Origin of the sequence: Pseudomonas sp. TH08 (assembly GCF_016651275.1) — a bacterium.
In the GTDB taxonomy this organism is placed as follows: Bacteria; Pseudomonadota; Gammaproteobacteria; order Pseudomonadales; family Pseudomonadaceae; genus Aquipseudomonas.
Map to the genome: position 1 here is coordinate 20813 of NZ_JAEKEE010000002.1, position 19004 is coordinate 39816.

General features: G+C 60.9%; 20 protein-coding genes. 12 read left to right on the forward strand and 8 right to left on the reverse strand.

Annotated elements, in window-relative coordinates; genetic code table 11:
* The first annotated feature begins 12 nt into the window (after positions 1-12).
* On the forward strand, positions 13-963 hold the full coding sequence (ttdR, locus tag JFT91_RS09735) for an L-tartrate utilization transcriptional activator TtdR (protein ID WP_201232270.1): 951 nt from the start codon (positions 13-15) through the stop codon (positions 961-963).
* A 77-nt stretch (positions 964-1040) separates the two neighbouring features.
* On the opposite strand, the gene leuD is transcribed toward ttdR, so the two are convergent.
* Together leuD and leuC are read right to left on the reverse strand one after the other, a co-directional pair.
* The gene (gene leuD, locus JFT91_RS09740; protein WP_201232271.1) at positions 1041-1649 is read right to left on the reverse strand and encodes a 3-isopropylmalate dehydratase small subunit; all 609 of its coding nucleotides are present in this window, start codon (positions 1647-1649) and stop codon (positions 1041-1043) included.
* A 3-nt stretch (positions 1650-1652) separates the two neighbouring features.
* Positions 1653-3074 carry a 3-isopropylmalate dehydratase large subunit gene (gene leuC / locus JFT91_RS09745; protein ID WP_201232625.1) on the reverse strand — a complete coding sequence of 474 codons (1422 nt, stop codon included), beginning with the start codon at positions 3072-3074 and terminating at the stop codon, positions 1653-1655.
* A 368-nt stretch (positions 3075-3442) separates the two neighbouring features.
* On the opposite strand from leuC, the gene JFT91_RS09750 reads away from it, so the two are divergent.
* Genes JFT91_RS09750 through JFT91_RS09785 form a run of 8 tightly spaced genes read left to right on the forward strand, consistent with a single transcriptional unit; the run spans position 3443 to position 9703 of the window.
* Positions 3443-4645, forward strand: coding sequence for a PepSY-associated TM helix domain-containing protein (locus JFT91_RS09750; protein ID WP_201232272.1), 1203 nt, complete (start codon positions 3443-3445; stop codon positions 4643-4645).
* Positions 4642-5184 (forward strand): PA2404 family protein, encoded by a 543-nt coding sequence (locus JFT91_RS09755; protein WP_201232273.1) that lies wholly within the window; start codon positions 4642-4644, stop codon positions 5182-5184. The genes JFT91_RS09750 and JFT91_RS09755 overlap by 4 nt, the downstream gene beginning before the upstream one ends.
* Entirely contained in the window at positions 5181-5522 is a 342-nt protein-coding gene (locus JFT91_RS09760; protein WP_201232274.1) for a hypothetical protein, read from the forward strand. Before JFT91_RS09755 ends, JFT91_RS09760 begins: the two co-directional genes overlap by 4 nt.
* Positions 5519-6094: a DUF6162 family protein gene (locus JFT91_RS09765; protein WP_201232275.1), complete on the forward strand. Its 576-nt coding sequence runs from the start codon at positions 5519-5521 to the stop codon at positions 6092-6094. Before JFT91_RS09760 ends, JFT91_RS09765 begins: the two co-directional genes overlap by 4 nt.
* Positions 6095-6129: 35 nt before the next feature.
* Positions 6130-7059: a metal ABC transporter substrate-binding protein gene (locus JFT91_RS09770; protein WP_201232276.1), complete on the forward strand. Its 930-nt coding sequence runs from the start codon at positions 6130-6132 to the stop codon at positions 7057-7059.
* Positions 7056-7901 (forward strand): metal ABC transporter ATP-binding protein, encoded by an 846-nt coding sequence (locus JFT91_RS09775; RefSeq protein WP_242485671.1) that lies wholly within the window; start codon positions 7056-7058, stop codon positions 7899-7901. Before JFT91_RS09770 ends, JFT91_RS09775 begins: the two co-directional genes overlap by 4 nt.
* Positions 7901-8800, forward strand: a complete 900-nt coding sequence (locus JFT91_RS09780; protein WP_201230716.1) for a metal ABC transporter permease — start codon at positions 7901-7903, stop codon at positions 8798-8800. Before JFT91_RS09775 ends, JFT91_RS09780 begins: the two co-directional genes overlap by 1 nt.
* The gene (locus JFT91_RS09785) at positions 8801-9703 is read left to right on the forward strand and encodes a metal ABC transporter substrate-binding protein (RefSeq protein WP_201232277.1); all 903 of its coding nucleotides are present in this window, start codon (positions 8801-8803) and stop codon (positions 9701-9703) included. It begins immediately after the preceding gene.
* A gap of 146 nt (positions 9704-9849) precedes the next feature.
* Here JFT91_RS09785 and JFT91_RS09790 read toward each other — a convergent pair whose 3' ends face one another.
* The 5 genes from JFT91_RS09790 to JFT91_RS09810 form a co-directional block, all read right to left on the reverse strand.
* Positions 9850-10074 (reverse strand): MbtH family protein, encoded by a 225-nt coding sequence (locus JFT91_RS09790; protein ID WP_053122206.1) that lies wholly within the window; start codon positions 10072-10074, stop codon positions 9850-9852.
* A gap of 83 nt (positions 10075-10157) precedes the next feature.
* Entirely contained in the window at positions 10158-11570 is a 1413-nt protein-coding gene (locus JFT91_RS09795; RefSeq protein WP_201230727.1) for an aspartate aminotransferase family protein, read from the reverse strand.
* A 143-nt stretch (positions 11571-11713) separates the two neighbouring features.
* On the reverse strand, positions 11714-12199 hold the full coding sequence (locus JFT91_RS09800; RefSeq protein WP_201205406.1) for a GNAT family N-acetyltransferase: 486 nt from the start codon (positions 12197-12199) through the stop codon (positions 11714-11716).
* Positions 12200-12406: 207 nt separating this feature from the next.
* Positions 12407-13729, reverse strand: a complete 1323-nt coding sequence (locus JFT91_RS09805) for an ATP-binding protein (protein WP_201232278.1) — start codon at positions 13727-13729, stop codon at positions 12407-12409.
* On the reverse strand, positions 13729-14409 hold the full coding sequence (locus JFT91_RS09810; RefSeq protein WP_201230734.1) for a response regulator: 681 nt from the start codon (positions 14407-14409) through the stop codon (positions 13729-13731). The genes JFT91_RS09805 and JFT91_RS09810 overlap by 1 nt, the downstream gene beginning before the upstream one ends.
* A 154-nt stretch (positions 14410-14563) precedes the next feature.
* Between JFT91_RS09810 and dsbD the strand changes: the two genes are divergently transcribed.
* Genes dsbD through dsbG form a run of 3 tightly spaced genes read left to right on the forward strand, consistent with a single transcriptional unit; the run spans position 14564 to position 17924 of the window.
* Entirely contained in the window at positions 14564-16297 is a 1734-nt protein-coding gene (gene dsbD / locus JFT91_RS09815; RefSeq protein ID WP_201232279.1) for a protein-disulfide reductase DsbD, read from the forward strand.
* Positions 16297-17178 carry a TlpA disulfide reductase family protein gene (locus tag JFT91_RS09820; RefSeq protein WP_201230747.1) on the forward strand — a complete coding sequence of 294 codons (882 nt, stop codon included), beginning with the start codon at positions 16297-16299 and terminating at the stop codon, positions 17176-17178. The genes dsbD and JFT91_RS09820 overlap by 1 nt, the downstream gene beginning before the upstream one ends.
* On the forward strand, positions 17154-17924 hold the full coding sequence (dsbG, locus tag JFT91_RS09825) for a thiol:disulfide interchange protein DsbG (protein ID WP_201232280.1): 771 nt from the start codon (positions 17154-17156) through the stop codon (positions 17922-17924). Before JFT91_RS09820 ends, dsbG begins: the two co-directional genes overlap by 25 nt.
* Positions 17925-18065: 141 nt before the next feature.
* On the opposite strand, the gene JFT91_RS09830 is transcribed toward dsbG, so the two are convergent.
* On the reverse strand, positions 18066-18890 hold the full coding sequence (locus tag JFT91_RS09830) for an alpha/beta fold hydrolase (RefSeq protein ID WP_201232281.1): 825 nt from the start codon (positions 18888-18890) through the stop codon (positions 18066-18068).
* Positions 18891-19004 lie beyond the last annotated feature (114 nt).

A 19004-nucleotide genomic window follows, 5' to 3' on the forward strand; every position in this document is an offset into this window, starting at 1 on the left:
GACACCGATGCTATGCTGGCGGCTTCTGCCGCCAGTGCTCGTTTTGACATGACTCAGAAGAAAGACGCCGTGCCCCTGCCCGAAGACCTGCGCGTGCTGCTCACCGTGATCCGCAAGAACGGTTTCGCTGCCGCCGCCGATGAGTTGGGGCTGTCCCCGGCCTACGTCAGCAAACGCATCCAGATTCTCGAAAGCACCCTCGGCACGCGCCTGTTGCATCGCACCAGTCGCCGCGTGTCGCTGACCGAGGACGGAGAACGCGTGCAGCGCTGGGCGTTGCGCATTCTCGATGATTTCCAGCAACTTCACGACGAACTTGCAGACGCCCACGACAGCCCGCGTGGGCGTCTGCACATCTGCAGCAGTTTCGGTTTTGGCCGCAATCACGTGGCGCCTGCCATTTCATTGCTCGCCGAACGTTACCCGGCATTGGAGATTCGCCTGGACCTGTTTGACCGGGTGGTGGACATTATCAATGAAGGGTTCGATCTGGAGATCCGTGTCGGCGACGATATTCCCGGTCAGCACATCGGTCGGCGCCTGGTCAGCAACCGGCGAGTGTTGTGCGCGGCACCGAGCTATCTGCAACGACGCGGCACGCCGCAGACACTTGATGAGTTGCAGCAACACGATTGCCTGGTGATCAAGGAACGCGACAACGCGTTCGGCATCTGGAATCTGGATCGCGACGGCGCGCAGGAAAGCGTGCGGGTCAGCGGTCCGTTATCCTCGAACAACGGCGAGATAGTCCTGCAATGGGCGCTGGATGGTCGGGGAATGCTGCTGCGCTCGTTATGGGATGTGCAGCCGCTGCTGGCTGACGGACGTCTGGTTCAAGTGCTCAAGGAATACAGTCAGAGTGCCAACGTCTGGGCGGTGTACCCGACGCGACTGGCGCATTCGGGGAAGTTAAGGGCGTGCGTGGAGTTTTTGCAGGAGCATTTCAAAGAACTGTCTATATAGAAGATCAAGGATCGCAGCCTTCGGCAGCTCCTACAGAGGACTCATGTAGGAGCTGCCGAAGGCTGCGATCTTTTTCTTCAATTCAGCCAGGGATTGGCGGCCAGATGCTGACGCTCGAAGGCTTTGATTTGCTCGCGGCGTTGCAAGGTGCTGCCGATGGCGTCCAGGCCCAGCAACAACGCAGTCTTGCGCAGCGTATCAATCTGGAAATCGATCACCGAACCATCGGCCAGACTGATCTGCTGTGCGTCCAGATCGATACTGATCCGCGCAGTGTCCGGCTGATTGATCTGGTGCGCGATCTGCTGCACCTGCGCCTCCTCCAGGGTAATCAGCAACACCCCGTTGCGCTGGCAGTTGTCGTAAAAAATGCCGGCGAAACGGGTGCCGATCAGCGCCCGGATACCCACCTGCTTCAAACCCCAAACGGCGTGCTCGCGACTCGAACCGCAACCAAAATTAGGCCCGACCACCAAGAACGCCGCGTCGCTCCAGGCCGATTGGTTGAGGATGAAGGCCGGATTCGGCGCCCCTGATTCGAGGAACCTCAAATCAAAAAACAGGCCTTTGTCCAATCCCTGGCGATCAATGCCTTTGAGAAATTGTTTGGGCATGATCACATCGGTGTCGATGTTGGCCGCCAGAAATGGCGCAGCGCTGCCACTGACAGTGTCGAAAGGTTGCATGGTTCAAGCCTCCAAAACGAAAGAGCGAACGTCGGTCAAATGCCCGGTTATTGCCGCCGCTGCAACCATGGCCGGACTCATCAGGTGGGTGCGTGCCCCCGCGCCCTGACGTCCTTCGAAGTTACGATTGGTGCTGGAGGCGCAGCGATCACCCGGTGCGAGCACGTCGTCATTCATGGCCAGGCACATCGAGCAGCCGGATTGGCGCCACTCAAAACCGGCGTCGAGGAAAATCTGCGCAAGGCCTTCGTCTTCCGCTTGATTGCGCACCAGGGTTGAGCCGGGCACGATCATGGCGCGAACATGCGCGGCAACACGCTTGCCACGAACCACGCGAGCGACGTCGCGCAAATCTTCAATTCGAGCGTTGGTGCATGAGCCGATGAAGGCGTGGCTGATCACCACGTCGCTCAGCGGCATGCCTGGCGTCAGCCCCATGTAGTCCAGCGCGCGCTGCATGCCTTGGCGAAGAATAAGGTCGGGCTGAGTCGCCGGGTCTGGCACATGACCGCCCACTGGCGCTGCCTGATCGGGGCTGGTGCCCCAGGTGACCATCGGCTCCAGCGCCTGAACGTCGAGTGTCACTTCGCGATCAAAAATCGCCGCGTCGTCACTGCGCAGCTCTCGCCATTTGGCCACGGCTTTTTCCCACAACTCGCCTTGCGGCGCGCGTGGCCTGGGTTGCAGGTAAGCAAAGACTTTGTCATCGGGCGCCATAAATGCGCCGCGTGCGCCGGCTTCCACCGCCATGTTGCAAATGGTCATTCGGGCTTCGACGCTGAGGGCTGCGATCGTTGGGCCAGCGAACTCTATCGCATAGCCCGTGGCACCTGATGCGCCGATTTTTTCGATCAGCGCCATGATGATGTCCTTGGATGTCAGGCCGGCGCCGAGTATCCCGTTGACCGTCACCCGCATCGTTTTCAGGCGCTTGTATACGAGGGTCTGCGATGCCAGCAGATGCTCGATTTCAGACGTGCCGATGCCGAAACCGAATGCGCCCAACGCACCGTACGTCGTGGTGTGACTGTCACCGGCGGCGACCACCATCCCCGGCAATATAAAACCTTGTTCGGGTGCAACCACGTGCTCGATGCCCTGGCGCTTGTCGAGCACGTCGAATAATTCGATCCCGAAGTCACGGCAGTTCTCTTCGAAATACGCAACCTGCTGTGCGCCACCGGCGTCCGGCATCGTCTTGGTTCGCACCGCAGCCGTCGGGTTGACGTGGTCGACGACCGCCAGCGTTGCACTCGGGCGCCAGACGTTGCGACCTGCTTCACGCAAACCACTGAACGCCTGCGGGCTGGTGTATTCGTTGGCGACCTGACGGTCGATGTACAGAAGCACATGGCCCTGATCATCGAGCGGGCAGACAGTGTGGCTATCGATGTGCTTCTGGTAGAGCGTTCTGGGGCTCATCAGGGCGCTCACTCAGGCAATCCGGGTGAGTTCCATCATAGGCAGCAGGGATTCGCCATCAATCGGCAGACAGTGATCGCGTCGTCCATGAATCGTGTTTGATCTGCAGGAGCTGCGGCACGCTGCGATCTTTTGATCCTGAATTTCAAGAGCAAAAGATCGCAGCGTGCCGCAGCTCCTACAAGTTGGCCATGATCAGGGGAACTGCGAAACATTTGCTTTCATATCCCTTTTCGGGATTTGCGTAGCTTATTCGTCCTATAGAGATGCAGGTCGTTCGCGTAGGCAAAAGCCACGGCCGGCCTTTCGAGGACTGCTGTCTGCGAAGCCCGTAGAACCGCGCCCTCCCAACGCTATAAAGACGCGCAATCATGTCGAAGAAATCTCGCTCCAAACTGTGGTTCCTGGTGCACAGCTGGCTCGCATTGCCAATCTGGTTTTTTGTCCTGATCGTCTGTGTCACCGGCACGCTCGCGGTGGTCAGTCAGGAAATCGTCTGGCTGGCCAACCCGCAAATGCGCGCCAGCCAACCCTCTGACGAGGCAAAACCGCTCAGTTATGAGCAGGTGTTGGCCGCGATCAAAAAAGCCGAGCCGCAAACCCTGGTTGAAAGTATCAGCCGACCGGATGAATCGCACTTCGCCCTGGATGTCGCCGTCAGCTACCCCGACGGCCGCTCACAAACGGTCTACGTCAACCCGTACACCGGCGTGATTCAAGGCACCGCACCGGACTTCGACTTCAAGGCCTTTACCCGAGCCCTGCACGGCTGGTGGCTGGTGCCGTTCACCAATGGCTACAGCTGGGGCTGGTATCTGGTGTCGTTCCTCGGTTTGCCGATGCTCGCCTCGCTGGTCACTGGCCTAGTGGTTTACAAGCGATTCTGGAAAGGTTTTCTGCGCCCGACCCTGCGTCTTCGCCACGGCGCACGGATTTTCTGGGGTGACTTCCATCGCCTCAGCGGGATCTGGTCGATCTGGTTCATCGCGGTGATTTCGGTCACCGGCACCTGGTTCCTGATCGAAGCGTTCCTGTACGACAACCAAGTGTCGATCTCGACCGAGCCAATCATTCCGGCGATGGCGCGCGAGGCCGTGCCGATCTCGGCCAACGCCGCACCGCCGCCGCGGATCAGTCTGGATCGCGCAGTGGAAATCGCCGAACAGAAAATCCCTGGTCTGGAAGTCAGCTTCGTCAGCCTGCCGGGCAACGCCTATAGCCACATGAGCGTCGGCGGTCGCGGCTGGTATCCGTTGATGTTCCAGACCGCAACGCTCAACCCGTTCAACGGTGACCTGGCGGCCTCACGACTGCTCAGCGATCGCTCTTCGCTGGAGTTCGTCACCGAATCCATGCGCCCGTTGCACACCGGTGACTTCGGCGGCTTGTGGATCAAGCTGATCTGGTTCTTCTTCGGTCTGCTGTTGAGCATGATGGTGCTCAGCGGTCTGCTGATCTGGACCAAACGCACTGCGCTGGCCACCGCCAATGCGCTCAAGCGCGAAAACAAGAAAAGCCGCAGCGCCCCGGCACAACCGGCCCTCGCCCGTGAAACCTCGGAGGCCAGCCTGTGAGCCAGTCCAGCACCGCCAGCCCGCCGTCACGCCTGAGCCGCTTCTGGCACAAGTGGCGCTTCCATATCAATGTGCTGTTGCTCCTGATCCCGCTGGGCTTCATGCCCAAGTACTTCGCCGACGCGTCGCTATTTCGCGGCGACAGCGGCCTGGGCGAGCGCGAAATCGGCGAAGTCCAGGTCGGGCCGTGGAGCCTGCGCCTGGCCGAACTGCGCAACGAGGCACCGCACTTGAGTGGGCCCTCCGGCTACATGAAAGACTTCAATGCAGCGGTGTGCGATGCCTGCGTCGAACAGGTCAAGGCCACCTATCTGCGCATCGGCAAACCGCGCAGCCTGCGCGCCGCTGGAGTGATTTTCTTCGGTACACCTTATCGCATGGGCAGCCAACTGCCGATTCCGGAAAAGACCAAAGCCGACGCCGAACTGTGGATCACCATGGAAGGCTGGGACGGCAGCATGCATCAGGCCTCGATTCCTCTGAGCCAGGCCTCCCCCGCCACCGTTGCCTGGCTGAACAAACAAGGAGCCAAACCATGACCTGCTCGCAACGCCCTTCCCGTCTGCGGCTGAGTGCCGCGCTGCTGGTGCTGAGCACCGGTTTCAGTGCCAGCGCACTGGCGCACAACCCGATGTGCGAATGCAAAGCCATCGATGCCGAGCAGATCAAATGCACCGGTGGGTTTTCCGATGGCAGCGGCGCGCCGGGCGTAACGCTTGACGTGATCGGCTATGACGAAACGATTCTGCTGCCGGGCAAGCTTGGCGCTGACTCCACCGTGACCTTCAAGAAACCCGGCGCCGAGTTTTATGTGCTGTTCGACGCCGGCCCTGGCCACGTCGTGGAAATCGACCAAGCGGATATCGAGACCCCATGAGTACGCCCACCACTCACGTCGTGCGCCCGGCCGGTGCCGGCCATGAAACCCTCAATGTGCTGCTGTTGTGCCTGCTGATTCTGGCGATTGCCGGCTCCGTGGTCGCCTGGCGCGGGGTTTCCCATGAGCCGGAACCGGTCGCCGGCAACCAACTCGATGCGCGCCGCGACCTCAGCGCCGCCGAACAAGGCATCTATGCCGACCTGCGCGTGACCCTCGACGAAATCCGCCTGTTGCGCGAAGAGCAACACACCCTGCCGACGCCTCAGAACCTCGCGGACGAAGGTTTTGCCCCGTTTGCCCAGGACGCGAGTTCGGTCAGCCGTGGTGGTCATGCCTGGCAATTGCTGGCCGACAGCGCCTATTTCGGCCTTAGCCAGACAACCACCGTTGCCGGCTCGTTCGTGATGCTGCTGAGTGCCGATGACCAGGCTGCGCCGAACATCTGGCTCAACCGCGATGCCAGTCTCCAGGCGCCGACCGAACTGACCGATGCCGCCCTGTCCGCCGCTGGCTGGAAACAGATCGTCGCGCAATACGATGCCGGGGTTACCCGCGAACATCGCCATTGATTCCTCGCCTTCCTCCGAGAGAAGACCGCTTGCCCATGTCTATTTCATTTCCTCGCCGTCCGTTGTTTCGTCTGTTTCTGCTGGGCCTGTGTGCTTGCCTGCTGAGCCCGCTGGCCAGCGCCGATCAAGCCAAACGCCTGCGCATCGGCATCACCCTGCACCCTTATTACAGCTATGTGGCGAACATCGTCGGTGACAAGGCTGATGTCGTGCCGCTGATCCCGGCCGGTTTCAACCCGCACGCCTACGAGCCACGGGCCGAGGACATCAAGCGCATCAGCGGACTGGATGTGATCGTGCTCAACGGCGTCGGCCATGACGACTTTGCCGACCGCATGATCGCCGCCAGCGAAACGCCGAACATCAAAACCATCGAGGCCAACGAGAACGTGCCATTGCTGGCCGCTACCGGCGTCGCCGCGCGCGGTGCCGGCAAAGTGGTCAACCCGCACACGTTCCTGTCGATCAGCGCTTCGATTGCCCAGGTCAACAACATCGCCCGCGAGCTGGGCAAACTCGACCCGGACAACGCCAAGACCTATACCCAGAACGCCCGCGCTTACGGCAAGCGCCTGCGGCAGATGCGCGCCGACGCCTTGGCCAAACTGACGCAGGCGCCGAACGCCGAGCTGCGCGTTGCCACGGTGCATGCGGCTTACGACTATCTGCTGCGCGAGTTTGGCCTGGAAGTGACGGCGGTGGTCGAGCCGGCACACGGCATCGAACCGAGCCCGAGTCAGTTGAAAAAGACCATCGACCAACTGCGCGAACTGGACGTGAAAGTGATCTTCTCGGAGATGGACTTCCCCTCCACTTACGTCGAAACCATTCAACGTGAGTCGGGCGTCAAGCTGTACCCGCTGTCGCACATTTCCTACGGCGAATACACCGCCGACAAGTACGAAAAGGAAATGACCGGCAACCTCAACACCGTGGTTCGGGCGATTCAGGAGTCGGGCGCATGACTGCAAATGAAACACTTTCCGACACCTCAAAATCCCCTGTGGGAGCAAGCCTGCTCGCAAATGCGCTCGATCAGCCAACATCTTTATTGGATGAAATTCCGTCTTCGCGAGCAGGCTCGCTCCCAGAGGTTTCCGGGCCGACTCTGGAGTTCAAGGATGTCAGCCTGACGTTGGGTCGCACGACGATTCTCGACAACGTCACCTTCACCGTGCAGCCCGGCCATGTACACGCGCTGGTCGGCCCGAATGGCGGCGGCAAGAGTTCGCTGATCAAGACCTTGCTCGGGCAAATGCCCCATCAGGGCCAGCTCAGCCTGCAATGGCCCGGCGCGCCCGGCACCATCGGCTATGTGCCGCAGGCGCTGGAATTCGATCGCGGTTTGCCGATGACCGTCGACGACTTCATGGCAGCGATGTGTCAGCGTCGCCCGGCATTTCTCGGTTTGAGCAAGCACTACGCCGGCGCCATCGGCGAGGCGCTGGAACGGGTCGGCATGCAGGACAAACGCAAACGGCGCATGGGCGCACTGTCCGGTGGTGAACGTCAACGCGTGTTGCTCGCCCAAGGCCTGATCCCTGCCCCGCAATTGCTGGTACTGGATGAACCGATGTCGGCCCTCGATGAGGCCGGGATCCAGGTGTTCGAACGCCTGCTCGGCGACTGGCGCGCGGCGGGCATCACCGTGTTGTGGATCGAACACGATCTGGAAGCGGTCGGGCGTCTGGCTGATCGCGTCACCGGCCTGAACCGTCGCGTGCTGTTCGATTCCACGCCACAACAGGCACTGACCCCGGAACGTCTGCTGAGCCTGTTTTCGACCCATCCACGGAGCGCTGTCTGATGAGTTATGAAGCCTTTCGTTTGATGGTGCAGGGCTGGGCCTCCTCCGGGTATCTGCCGGAAGCGCTCGCCTATGGTTTTGTCGTCAATGCCTTGCTCGCCGGCCTGTTGATCGGCCCGGTGCTTGGAGGCCTCGGCACACTGGTGGTGGTAAAGCGCTTCGCGTTTTTCTCCGAAGCCGTCGGTCACGCGGCGCTGACCGGCGTGGCCATTGGCATTCTGCTCGGCGAACCCTACACCGGTCCGTACGGCAGCCTGTTCGGCTACTGCCTGTTGTTCGGCATCCTGCTCAACTATCTGCGCAACCGTACCGGTCTGGCGCCGGATACCTTGATTGGTGTGTTCCTCTCGGTTTCTCTGGCGTTGGGCGCGAGCCTGCTGCTGATTCTGGCGGGCAAGATCAACGTACACATTCTGGAGAACGTGCTGTTCGGTTCGGTCTTGACGGTCAACGGCAATGACCTGGCGGTGCTGGCCATCGTCGGTACGCTGGTCATGGCGCTGGCGCTGCCGTTGTACAACCGCATAATGCTCGCCAGTTTCAACCCACAACTGGCCGCGGTGCGCGGGGTGGCGGTGAAGACCCTGGATTATCTGTTTGTGATTCTGGTGACGCTGATCACCGTGGCGGCGGTGAAAGTCATCGGCGCGATTCTGGTCGGGGCGTTGCTGGTGATTCCGGCGGCGGCGGCGCGTTTGCTCAGCCAGTCGCTGAAAGGCTTTTTCTGGTGTTCGGTATTGATCGCCACCGTCAGCACCTTGTGCGGGATTCTCGCGCCGATCGTCTTCGATCTGCCGATTCCGTCCGGCGCCGCGATCATTCTGGTCGCCGGCATTGCCTTCGCCCTCGCCGCCATCGCGCGCGGGGTTGTCCCGAGCCTGAAAGGGAATCTTGGATAAATGACTTTTTCATTGCGCAAACTGACCCTGGCCATGGCCCTTTGCGGCGTGGTCAGCACACCCTTGATTGCCGCCGACAGCAGCAAACCGCTGCGGGTGCTGGCCTCGTTGCCAATTACCTACGGCCTGGGCGAGGTGCTGCTCAAAGGCACCGACATCAAGCTCGAACGTGCAGCGCCGGCGAACTTGCCGGGCAGTCGCCAGACCGCCTATTTCACCGGGCGTGGTGCACCAGCGCTGAGCAAGCTGGCGAACGATGCCGACGCGGTGATTGGCGTGCGCTCGCTGTGGTCTGATGACCCGCTGTACCCGATTGCCCGTCGCAGCAACATTCGTATCGTCGAAGTCGATGCCGCGCGTCCTGTGGACGGCGCCCTGCCCGGCATTGCCGTGCAACCGGGTCTGAAGGTCGATGGCTTGAACAGTCAGCCGTGGCTGGCGAGCAACAACATGGGGCGCATGGCGGACGTGATGGCGGCGGATCTGGTGCGTCTGGCACCGAGCGCCAAGCCTGCAATCGAGGCCAACCTGGCAGCGCTGAAACAGCGTTTGCTGAAACTCAGCGCGGACAGCGAGGCACGCCTGGCCAATGCTGACAATCTGAGTGTGATGAGCTTGAGCGATCACTTCGGCTATCTGATCGGCAGCCTCAATCTGGAACTGATCGGCGAGGACTCACGGCCAGATGCAGAGTGGACGCCTGAAGATCTGCAAAAGCTCACCGCGCAGCTGAAGGACAATGATGTGGCGGTGGTGCTACATCATCGCCAGCCTTCGGACGCGGTGAAAGCGGCGATTGCCGGGTCAGGGAGTCGGCTGCTGGTGTTGAGTACCGATGCTGCCGATCCGGTGGCGGAGCTGGAGGGGAATGTGGATCTGCTGCTCAAGGGGTTGAGCGGCTAAGATCAAAAGATCGCAGCCTTCGGCAGCTCCTACAGGGGGGATATGCCTTTCCATGTAGGAGCTGCCGCAGGCTGCGATCTTTTAATGGACATGAAAAAAACCCGCTGACCGTTATCGGTCCAGCGGGTTTCTTTTTGCCTGATGCCTTACTGGGCCGCGACCTGCGCTTCCATCTTCTGACGCAGGCTCAGCGGACGCATGTCGGTCCAGACTTCTTCGATGTAGGCCAGGCACTCTTTTTTCAGGCCACTCTTGCCCACGGTGCGCCAGCCTTCCGGCACAGCTTTGTAGTCCGGCCAGATCGAGTACTGCTCTTCGTGGTTGACCACGACCTGAAAGAGGATGTCCTCGCGGTCGAATACTGACGTCATGCTGGTTCTCCATCGTTATAAGGGTGGGCTGCACAACGGGTGCAGCCGGGTATGTAGAAAGAACGTTCGGCGCAGCGAAAAATTTACTCAGCGGCGGTGGCAGCGGCCAAGGCACGGCCGAAGATCTCGGCGACCCGGTCGATTTCTGCGGCGGTAATTACCAGCGGCGGCAGGAAGCGCACCACTGCGCCATGCCGGCCGCCCAACTCCAGAATCAAGCCACGCTTGAGGCACTCGCGCTGCACCAGTGGCGCCAGACGCGCGAACGCGGGTGGATGACCGAGCGCATCCGGCGTGCCGTTCGGGTCAACCAGTTCGACACCGAGCATCAAGCCACGCCCACGAATGTCACCCAATTGCGCGAAGTCGCGTTGCAGGATGTGCAAATGTTCGCTCAAGCGAGCGCCCATCGCCGCCGCGTGCTCGCAGACCTTGTGCTCGACCAGATAACGCATCACCGCGGAACCGGCGGCCATCGCCATCTGGTTGCCACGGAAGGTGCCGGCGTGAGCGCCTGGCTGCCAGGTGTCGAGCCACTCGCGATAGACCACCACCGCCAACGGCAGGCTACCGCCGATGGCTTTGGACAGCACCACCACGTCCGGGGTGATGCCGGCGTGTTCGAAGGCAAACATCTTGCCGGTACGGGCGAAACCGCTCTGGATCTCGTCGACGATCAGCGCGACGCCAGCCTTCTCGGTGATCTGGCGCAAACCGCGCAGCCACTCGATGTCGGCAGGGATCACGCCGCCCTCGCCCTGTACCGCTTCAACGATCACTGCCGCGGGCAGTTGCACGCCGGCTTCGGGATCGTTGAGCAGGTTTTCCAGGTAGCTCAGGTTGGCTTTGACACCCGCGGCGCCACCGAGACCGAACGGGCAACGGTAGTCGTACGGGAACGGCATGAACTGCACGCCGCTGCTGAGCAGAGCACCCAAGGGCTTTTTCGGCCCCAGGCTGCCCATCAGGCTCAATGCGCCTTGGCTCATGCCGTGATAACCACCGGAAAACGACAGCACCGTGCTGCGACCGGTGGCGGTGCGCACCAGTTTCAGCGCGGCTTCGACCGCGTCAGTGCCGGTCGGGCCACAGAACTGGATTTTCGCTTGCGCGGCCAATTCCGATGGCAGCAGTGCGAACAGATCCTGCACGAACTGATCCTTGACCGGCGTGGTCAGGTCGAGGGTGTGCAGCGGCAACTCATCGGCCAGCACTTGCTGGATGGCTTCGATCACCACCGGGTGATTGTGCCCCAGGGCCAGCGTGCCGGCGCCGGCCAGGCAGTCAATGAAAGTGCGCCCTTCAACGTCTTCGACGTACAGGCCTTTGGCACGTTTGAGTGCCAGTGGAATGCGTCGCGGATAGCTGCGCGCGTTGGATTCCTGCTGGGCCTGACGGGCCAGTAACGGCGACTCGTTGAACTGGTACAGCGTTTCCGCCGGCACCGAGCTGACCCGGGCCGACGACTCTTCGATAAGGCTGGTGGCGACTGACATCTCTCGACCCCTCAATTGGCTATGAATAGTGACCAAAACAGCACACCGGACAGGTGCGCGTTCCGTTCGCGGGGCGCACTTGCAGGTTTTCCTGTTCTGGAAACGCTTCAGAGTCCTGAGGATTTAGACCCTTGATCGAGTTGTCAGGCCGATGAGTCGAATGACTTGCGCATCGCCAGGGTCTGCAAGCCTTTGTGAGTGATGGGTTGCGCCGATTCGCGATAGCCCAGACGGCGATAAAAAGCCTCGCCGGTGCGGGTACTGATGAGGTTGATGTGAAGCACGCCACGAATGCGCAGCCAGCCCTGAAGATCTTCCATCAGCGCGCGCCCCGCGCCTCGGCGAAACCATTCCGGTTGCACGTAGCAGAAAGCGATATCCCCGGTGGTGGTGGCCATGCCGACGCCGACCGGTTTGTCCCGCAGCAGTGCGACATTCACATAAAAATGCGGGTCGGCCAGCCAGCCACTGATGTTCTCGGCAGACAGTTGCGCGAGCCAGTCGTCAACCCGTTGGGGATCGTTGCGGTGATCGAATGCGCAACCGACGCGAATAGAGCGCTCGGTGATGCGGCTGATGATGCCGGCGTCGGCCAGGACGGCCGGACGAATGCAGATGGGTGCTTCCATGGCGCTGTTCCCTCAATCCATTGAGTCAAGGCTGGGGCTGACCTTAACGTCACCGCCACGGAATGACTAATGGAGAGAGGTTACATTTGATGTTCCGCCCCCTGTAGGAGTGAGCCTGCTAGCGATAGCGTCGGTTCATTCCACACTCATGGGACTGAACGATTGCTATCGCGAGCAGGCTCACTCCTACAAGGGATAGTGGCGAGTTCAGATTGCTTGCAACGGCATCGTCAGTTCGACGCGCAGGCCATCCGGGCGGCTGTCGAAATGCAGTGCGCAGTCACAACGCTGAACGATCGCTTGCACGATCGCCAGGCCGAGTCCGCAGCCGGTGCTTTGGCCGTTGCGCCAGAAGCGTTGAGTCAGGTGCTGCAAATCATCCGGCGCAATGCCCGGGCCATGATCCCGCACGACAAACCGCACGCGATTGCCAATGGTTTCCAGGCTCAACTCGACCGCACAATCTTCCGGTGTATGACGCAAGGCGTTGTCGAGTAAATTGCGCAGCGCCGCAATCGACAGCACCGCGGGCATATGCAATGGCGCTGCCGACAGTTCTGCCGGCAGTTGCAGTTTGATCCGCAGGCGCTCACCGCCCGTAGCATCCGCAATCGCCAGTCTGGCCACTTGCTCGGCGCTGCACTGCGAGCCGTCGTCGAACGACAGACTGCCTTCGACCCGTGCCAGCAACAGCAATTGCTCAAGGGTGCGATGCAGTCGGTCGGCACCCTCTTCGGCTTTTGCCAGCGATTGGTCGCGGGCATTGCCTTCAGTCATGCGCGCCACTTGCAGGTGAGTCTTGATCGCCGTCAACGGGCTGCGCAGCTCATGGGCGGCGTCCCCGGTCAGGCGGCGTTCGCGCTCGATGGTTTTGCCGATGCGCTGGAACAATTGGTTCTGGGTATCGAGCAGCGGTTTCAATTCGCTGGGGAAGGACTGCAATTGCAACGGTTCAAGCGAATCGGCATTGCGCCGCATCAAGGCTTCGCGCAGGCGATTGAGCGGCGCCAAGCCTTGGCCGATGCCCAGCCACAGCAGGCACAGACAACCGAGCAACGCCACGCCCACCGGCACTGAAGCGGCCAGCAGAATCGACATGTTCAGGGCTTCGCGCTCGATCTGCCGATCCGCCGTGGTGATGCGCACATCGCCGCGTGCCAGCGTGAAACTGCGCCACGGTGCGCCATCGATCATCTGATCGTGGAAGCCCATTTTCTCGGCTTCCAGTGCCTGTTCGGGATGGTTGTGACTGCGCGCGAGTATTTCCCCGCGCAACGAGCTGACCTGACAGGCCATGCCGCCGGGAATATTCAGTTGTTCGGCACTGAAATGGGTGCCCTCGCCTTTGCTCGGCAATGCCGGCAATTGCTCCAGCAGCCCGGCGACCATCCGCGCCGAAGCCACCAGGCGCTGGTCGAGGGAGAACATCATCTGATTGCGCAGGTCGCTGAGCATCCAGGCCGCTGCCAGCGCCCAGATCAGCGCAAACGCGGCGCCGAGGGTCAGGCTCAGACGCAATCGCAAACTCATCACTTGCCTTGATCTCCGCCATCGGCGGGGCCCAGGCGATAGCCCAGACCGCGCACGGTTTCGACGATACCTTTACCGAGTTTGCTGCGCAGGTGGTGGATGTGCACGTTGAGCGCGTTGCTTTCCAGCTCATCGTTGAAGCCGTAGACGCTGTCCTTCAGTTGTTCGGTGGAAAGCACGCGACCGCGATTGTGCAACAGCGCTTGCAACAACGATTGCTCGCGTCGCGACAAGTCCACCGGTTGCCCGGCCAGCATGGTTTCGCGGCTGCTCGGGTCATAGGTCAGTGCGCCGTGTTCGATCAGGTTGACGCTGCGCCCGGCCACGCGCCGCAACAGGGTTTGCAACCGCGCGAACAATTCACGCAGGTCGAAGGGTTTGAGCAGGTAATCGTCAGCACCGGCCTGCAAGCCATCCACGCGGTCGGTGACCGAATCGCGTGCGGTCAGAATCAGTACGGGAATTTCCAGGCCGTTCTGGCGCAACTGCTGGAGCAATTTGAGGCCGTCTTCGTCGGGCAGGCCGAGATCGAGCACCATCACGTCGAATTCGGCGACCTTCAGCATTGCCCGTGCCTTGGACGCGGTGTTGACGTGCTCGACGGTCAAACCCTGAGCCGTAAGCCCGGCAACGATCCCGCTGGCAATCAGCTCATCGTCTTCGCAAACCAGTACGTGCATGGGAGCTCCGGGAGAAAAACGCAGATTAGGCCGTTGGCCGATTAAGCTGACATTATGGCCCCCAACGCCACTGCGACAAGGGCATGGCGGTTAATCATCGGTTAATCTCTAGCCCCCATTGTTCGCCACACTTGCACAGGGACAAGGCTCCTCCATGCGTCGTTTTTTTCTATTATTTGCTTTGCTGATTTCGAGTCTGGCCCAGGCCGGGAACAACCCGTTTGAGACGAAACCGGAATTTCTCCCGGTCGACAAGGCGTTCGTGCTCACCTCCGAGCGCCTGGAATCCGGTGAAACCCAGTTGTTCTGGCAGATCACCGACGGCTACTACCTGTATCAGAAACGCCTGAAATTCGATGGACTGACGGCAGAACAACAGCCGGCATTGCCCCAAGGCGAATCGCACAGCGATGAGTTTTTCGGCGAACAACCGGTGTATCGCCAAGGCCTGGAAGTGAAAATCCCGGCTTCGGCCAGCGGGCAGATCAAGGTCAGCTATCAGGGCTGTGCCGATGCCGGTCTGTGCTATCCGCCGCAAACAAGGGTGATTGATCTGGGTGGCAAAGCCGCCGTCGCCGCCAGCACCGAAGCACCGGATCAAGCCCTTGCCAGCAACCTGCAACAACGCGCGCTGGGCTGGAGTTTGCTGGTGTTTTTCGGCCTTGGCCTGTTGCTGGCCTTCACCCCTTGCACGTTGCCGATGTTGCCGATTCTGGCCGGGATGATCGTCGGTAGTGGTGCAACGCCGCGTCGTGGCTTTGCGCTGGCCAGCAGTTATGTGATCTGCATGGCCCTGGTGTATGCGGCGATGGGGGTGATTGCCGCGCTGCTCGGCGCGAACCTGCAGGCCTGGTTGCAGAACCCTTGGTTGCTCGGCACCTTTGCGGCAGTGTTTGTGGTGCTGGCGCTGCCGATGTTCGGTTTCTTTGAACTGCAATTGCCGGTCGCGCTGCGTGACCGACTGGAACACGCCTCGCGCAGTCGCACCGGTGGCAGCCTGATCGGCGCCGGGGTGCTCGGCGCGCTGTCCGGTCTGTTGGTGGGCCCATGCATGACTGCGCCGCTGGCGGGTGCGCTGCTGTACATCGCGCAGAGCGGTAACGCCCTGCACGGCGGTCTGATTTTGTTCTCGCTGGGCATCGGTATCGGTGTGCCGCTGTTGCTGTTGGTGACGGTGGGCAATCGCTTTCTGCCAAAACCGGGCGACTGGATGAACTTGCTCAAGGGCGTGTTCGGTTTCCTGTTCCTCGCCACCGCGCTGCTGATGTTGCGCCCGGTGTTGGATCCGTCCCTGTGGCTGGGCTTGTGCGGGGCCTTGCTGCTGATCGCCGCGTTCTGTGCCTGGAAACAATCTGAAGGCTATGGCCGGGTTGCCCAGTTGTTCGGCGCTACCTCCTTGTTGTTGGGTTTGTGGGGCGGTTTGCTGGTAATCGGCGCGGCGGGCGGCAGTGATGATCCGTATCAGCCGTTGCAGGTTTACAGCGCTGGTCGCGCGGTCAACGCTTCAGCCAGTGGCCATGAAGCGTTCACCACGATCAAGGATCCTGCGGCATTGCAAAGCGAACTTGCTGCGGCGAAAGCCCAGGGCCAATGGGTCTTGCTCGACTATTACGCCGACTGGTGCGTGTCGTGCAAAGTCATGGAGAAACAGGTGTTCGGTAAAGACAAGGTCATGCAGGCGCTGAGCGACGTGCGCCTGCTCAGACTGGATGTCACCGCCGACAATGCCGCCAGCCGCGAATTGCTGGGTCGCTACAAAGTGCCGGGGCCACCGAGTTTCGTCTGGATCGGCGCCGATGGCGAAGAGCGGCGCAGCCAGCGCATCACCGGTGAAGTCGATGCCGAGACGTTCCTGCAACGCTGGGCCACCACCCGGGACGCCAATTAATGCTGACTTTCACCCTCGGCACCTTTGCCATCGCGCTTAACCACCTGCTGCTGATCAGCGCCCTGGCGCTGGCGACCTTTGTCGGCTGGCGGGTGGCCAAACGTGGTGGCGATAACCCCGAGTCGGCGCTGTTCAGCCTGTTTCTACTGGGCATGCTGGCCGCGCGCGTGGCGTTTGTGCTGCTGTACTGGTCGCACTATCGCAACGATCCGTGGCAGATCATCGATCTGCGTGACGGCGGTTTTCTCGCCTGGCCGGGGGTGATCGTATTGCTGCTGGCCGCGCTGTATCGCGGCTGGCGTCGGCCGGGCTTGCGTCGCCCATTGGGTTTTGGCGTTGCCAGTGGCGTGCTGTTCTGGTTGTTGGCAACGCTGTCGCTGAACCTCTACGAACAAGGCACTCGACTGCCGGATATCACGCTGCGTAACGCGGCCGGGGAAACCATCCAGCTCAGCGATTATCAGGGTGGTCCGCTGGTGATCAACCTGTGGGCAACCTGGTGCCCGCCCTGCCGGCGCGAAATGCCGGTACTGGAAAACGCTCAGCAGCAGCGTCCTGACCTGACGTTCCTGTTCGTCAATCAGGCCGAAAGCATGCAAAGCGTCGCAACGTTCCTCGAAACCCAGGGCCTGAGCCTGAACAACGTGCTGTTCGACCGCAGCGGTCGGTTGGGTCAGGCCGTAGGCTCCATGGCATTGCCGACTACGCTGTTCTATAGCCCCGACGGTCGACTGCTGAGCAGTCACCTGGGGGAGCTATCGAACGCCAGCCTGGCCCGCGCCCTGGAAAACTTCGATACCCCAACCCCACATTCGATTCCGGCTGCCGCACCGGCCACCTCTGCAAGGAAACTGCCATGCCCCGCCTCCGCCACCTGCTGACGCTGACCCTGGGCACTGCCCTGTTACACCTGCCGTCGGTGCAGGCTGCTGAAGAATTGCCGGCCGCGATCAAGCAGATCGAGGCCAAAGGCGCGAAAATCGTCGGTCAGTTCGATGCGCCCGATGGTCTGCGCGGTTACGCGGCGCAGTATCAGAATCGTGGCATGGCGCTGTACCTGACGCCGGACGGCAAACACGTGCTGCTCGGTAATCTGTACGACGCCGACGGCAAGGACTTGAGCAGCGAACCATTGCAAAAACTGGTCTATGCGCCGATGGCCAAAGAAGTCTGGGCCAAGTTCGAAGCGAGCAACTGGATTCAGGACGGCAACAAAGAGGCACCGCGCACCGTCTACCTGTTCAGTGACCCGAACTGCCCGTACTGCAACATGTTCTGGGAACAGGCGCGGCCGTGGGTCAAGGCCGGCAAGGTGCAACTGCGGCACATCATGGTCGGGATCATTCGCGAAGACAGTCCGGGCAAATCAGCCGCGTTGCTGGCCGCCAAAGATCCGAGCAAGGCGCTGGAAGATCACGAAAAGGCTGGCAAGGGCAGCTCGCTCAAGGCGTTGAAAGATATCCCGGCAGCGGTGCAGACCAAACTGGCAGCGAACATGCAGTTGATGGAAGACCTGGATTTGCAGGCCACTCCGGCGATTTTCTATATGGATGCCAAGGGCGAGTTGCAACAGCAACAAGGGGCGCCGTCGCCGGAGAAGCTGGCGCAGATTCTCGGACCTAAATAACGCACAAAGCTTTATTGCCTGATCTGGCCTCTTCGCGGGCAAGCCCGCTCCCACAGATTTTTGTGATTTACACAGAATTTGTGATCACTTCGGTCACTGTGGGAGCGGACTTGTCTTCAGGCGCGATCCGATGATGACCGATTACTCGGTGTGTCGGTTGCGCTCACTGAGGAAGCTAAACAACACCTCCGTGACAAACTCCGGGTTTTCCAGATTGGAAATATGCCCCGCCTGCGGCACCAGCACGCACGGGCAGCCAATCAACTCGGCCATTTCCTTTGCTTCTGACGGTGGCCGTGGTTTGTCCTGATCGCCGCACAGCACCAATGTTCTGGCTGCATCCAACTCGCTCAGGCGCGGCAACAGATCATTGCGGCCAAAAGTGATGCGCCCCATCGGCACGATGCTTTCGCGCAGTCGATCAGACGAATAGGCCGCCAGTTTCGCGCGAAAACCCTGATACAGCGCCGACTGTGGATCAATACCGGGACGGAAGAAAATCGGCACGACGATGTCGAGCAGTTGCTCGGAGATTTCGCCGCTGTCTTCGATCTGCTTGAACAGCGAGAAATAGTATTGAAGGGTAGGTTCCGGCTCGATGCCGAGATAGGTATCCATCAGCACCAGACCGTTGATCCGCTGCGGTGCAGCCAACGCCAGACGTGCGCCCCACATGCCACCGACCGACAAGCCAACGAGCGTGACCTGATCGATGTCCAGATGATCGAGCAGCGCCTGCGCCTGACGGGCGATGTCGTCCAGTGATGTCGTGCCTTCGGGTAACCGCCCTGACTCGCCGTGGCCCCACAGATCGAGGGCAATCACCCGGTAATGGGGCGATAACGCGGCGATCTGCGGCGCCCACATGGCCTGATCCCACAGATAACTGCCGGCCAGCAAGACTGCCGGGCCGCTGCCTTGATCGATGTAATGCAATGCTTGTCCGTCAACCGTGAAAAAGGGCATCGATTCACCTGCGCGGTAAAAAACAGAACCGGCAGACTGAGCTGCCGGTTCCTGATCGTCAATCGGGGAAATGTCTAAAAATGTGCCGGCCCCGATCGCGAGCAGGCTCACTCC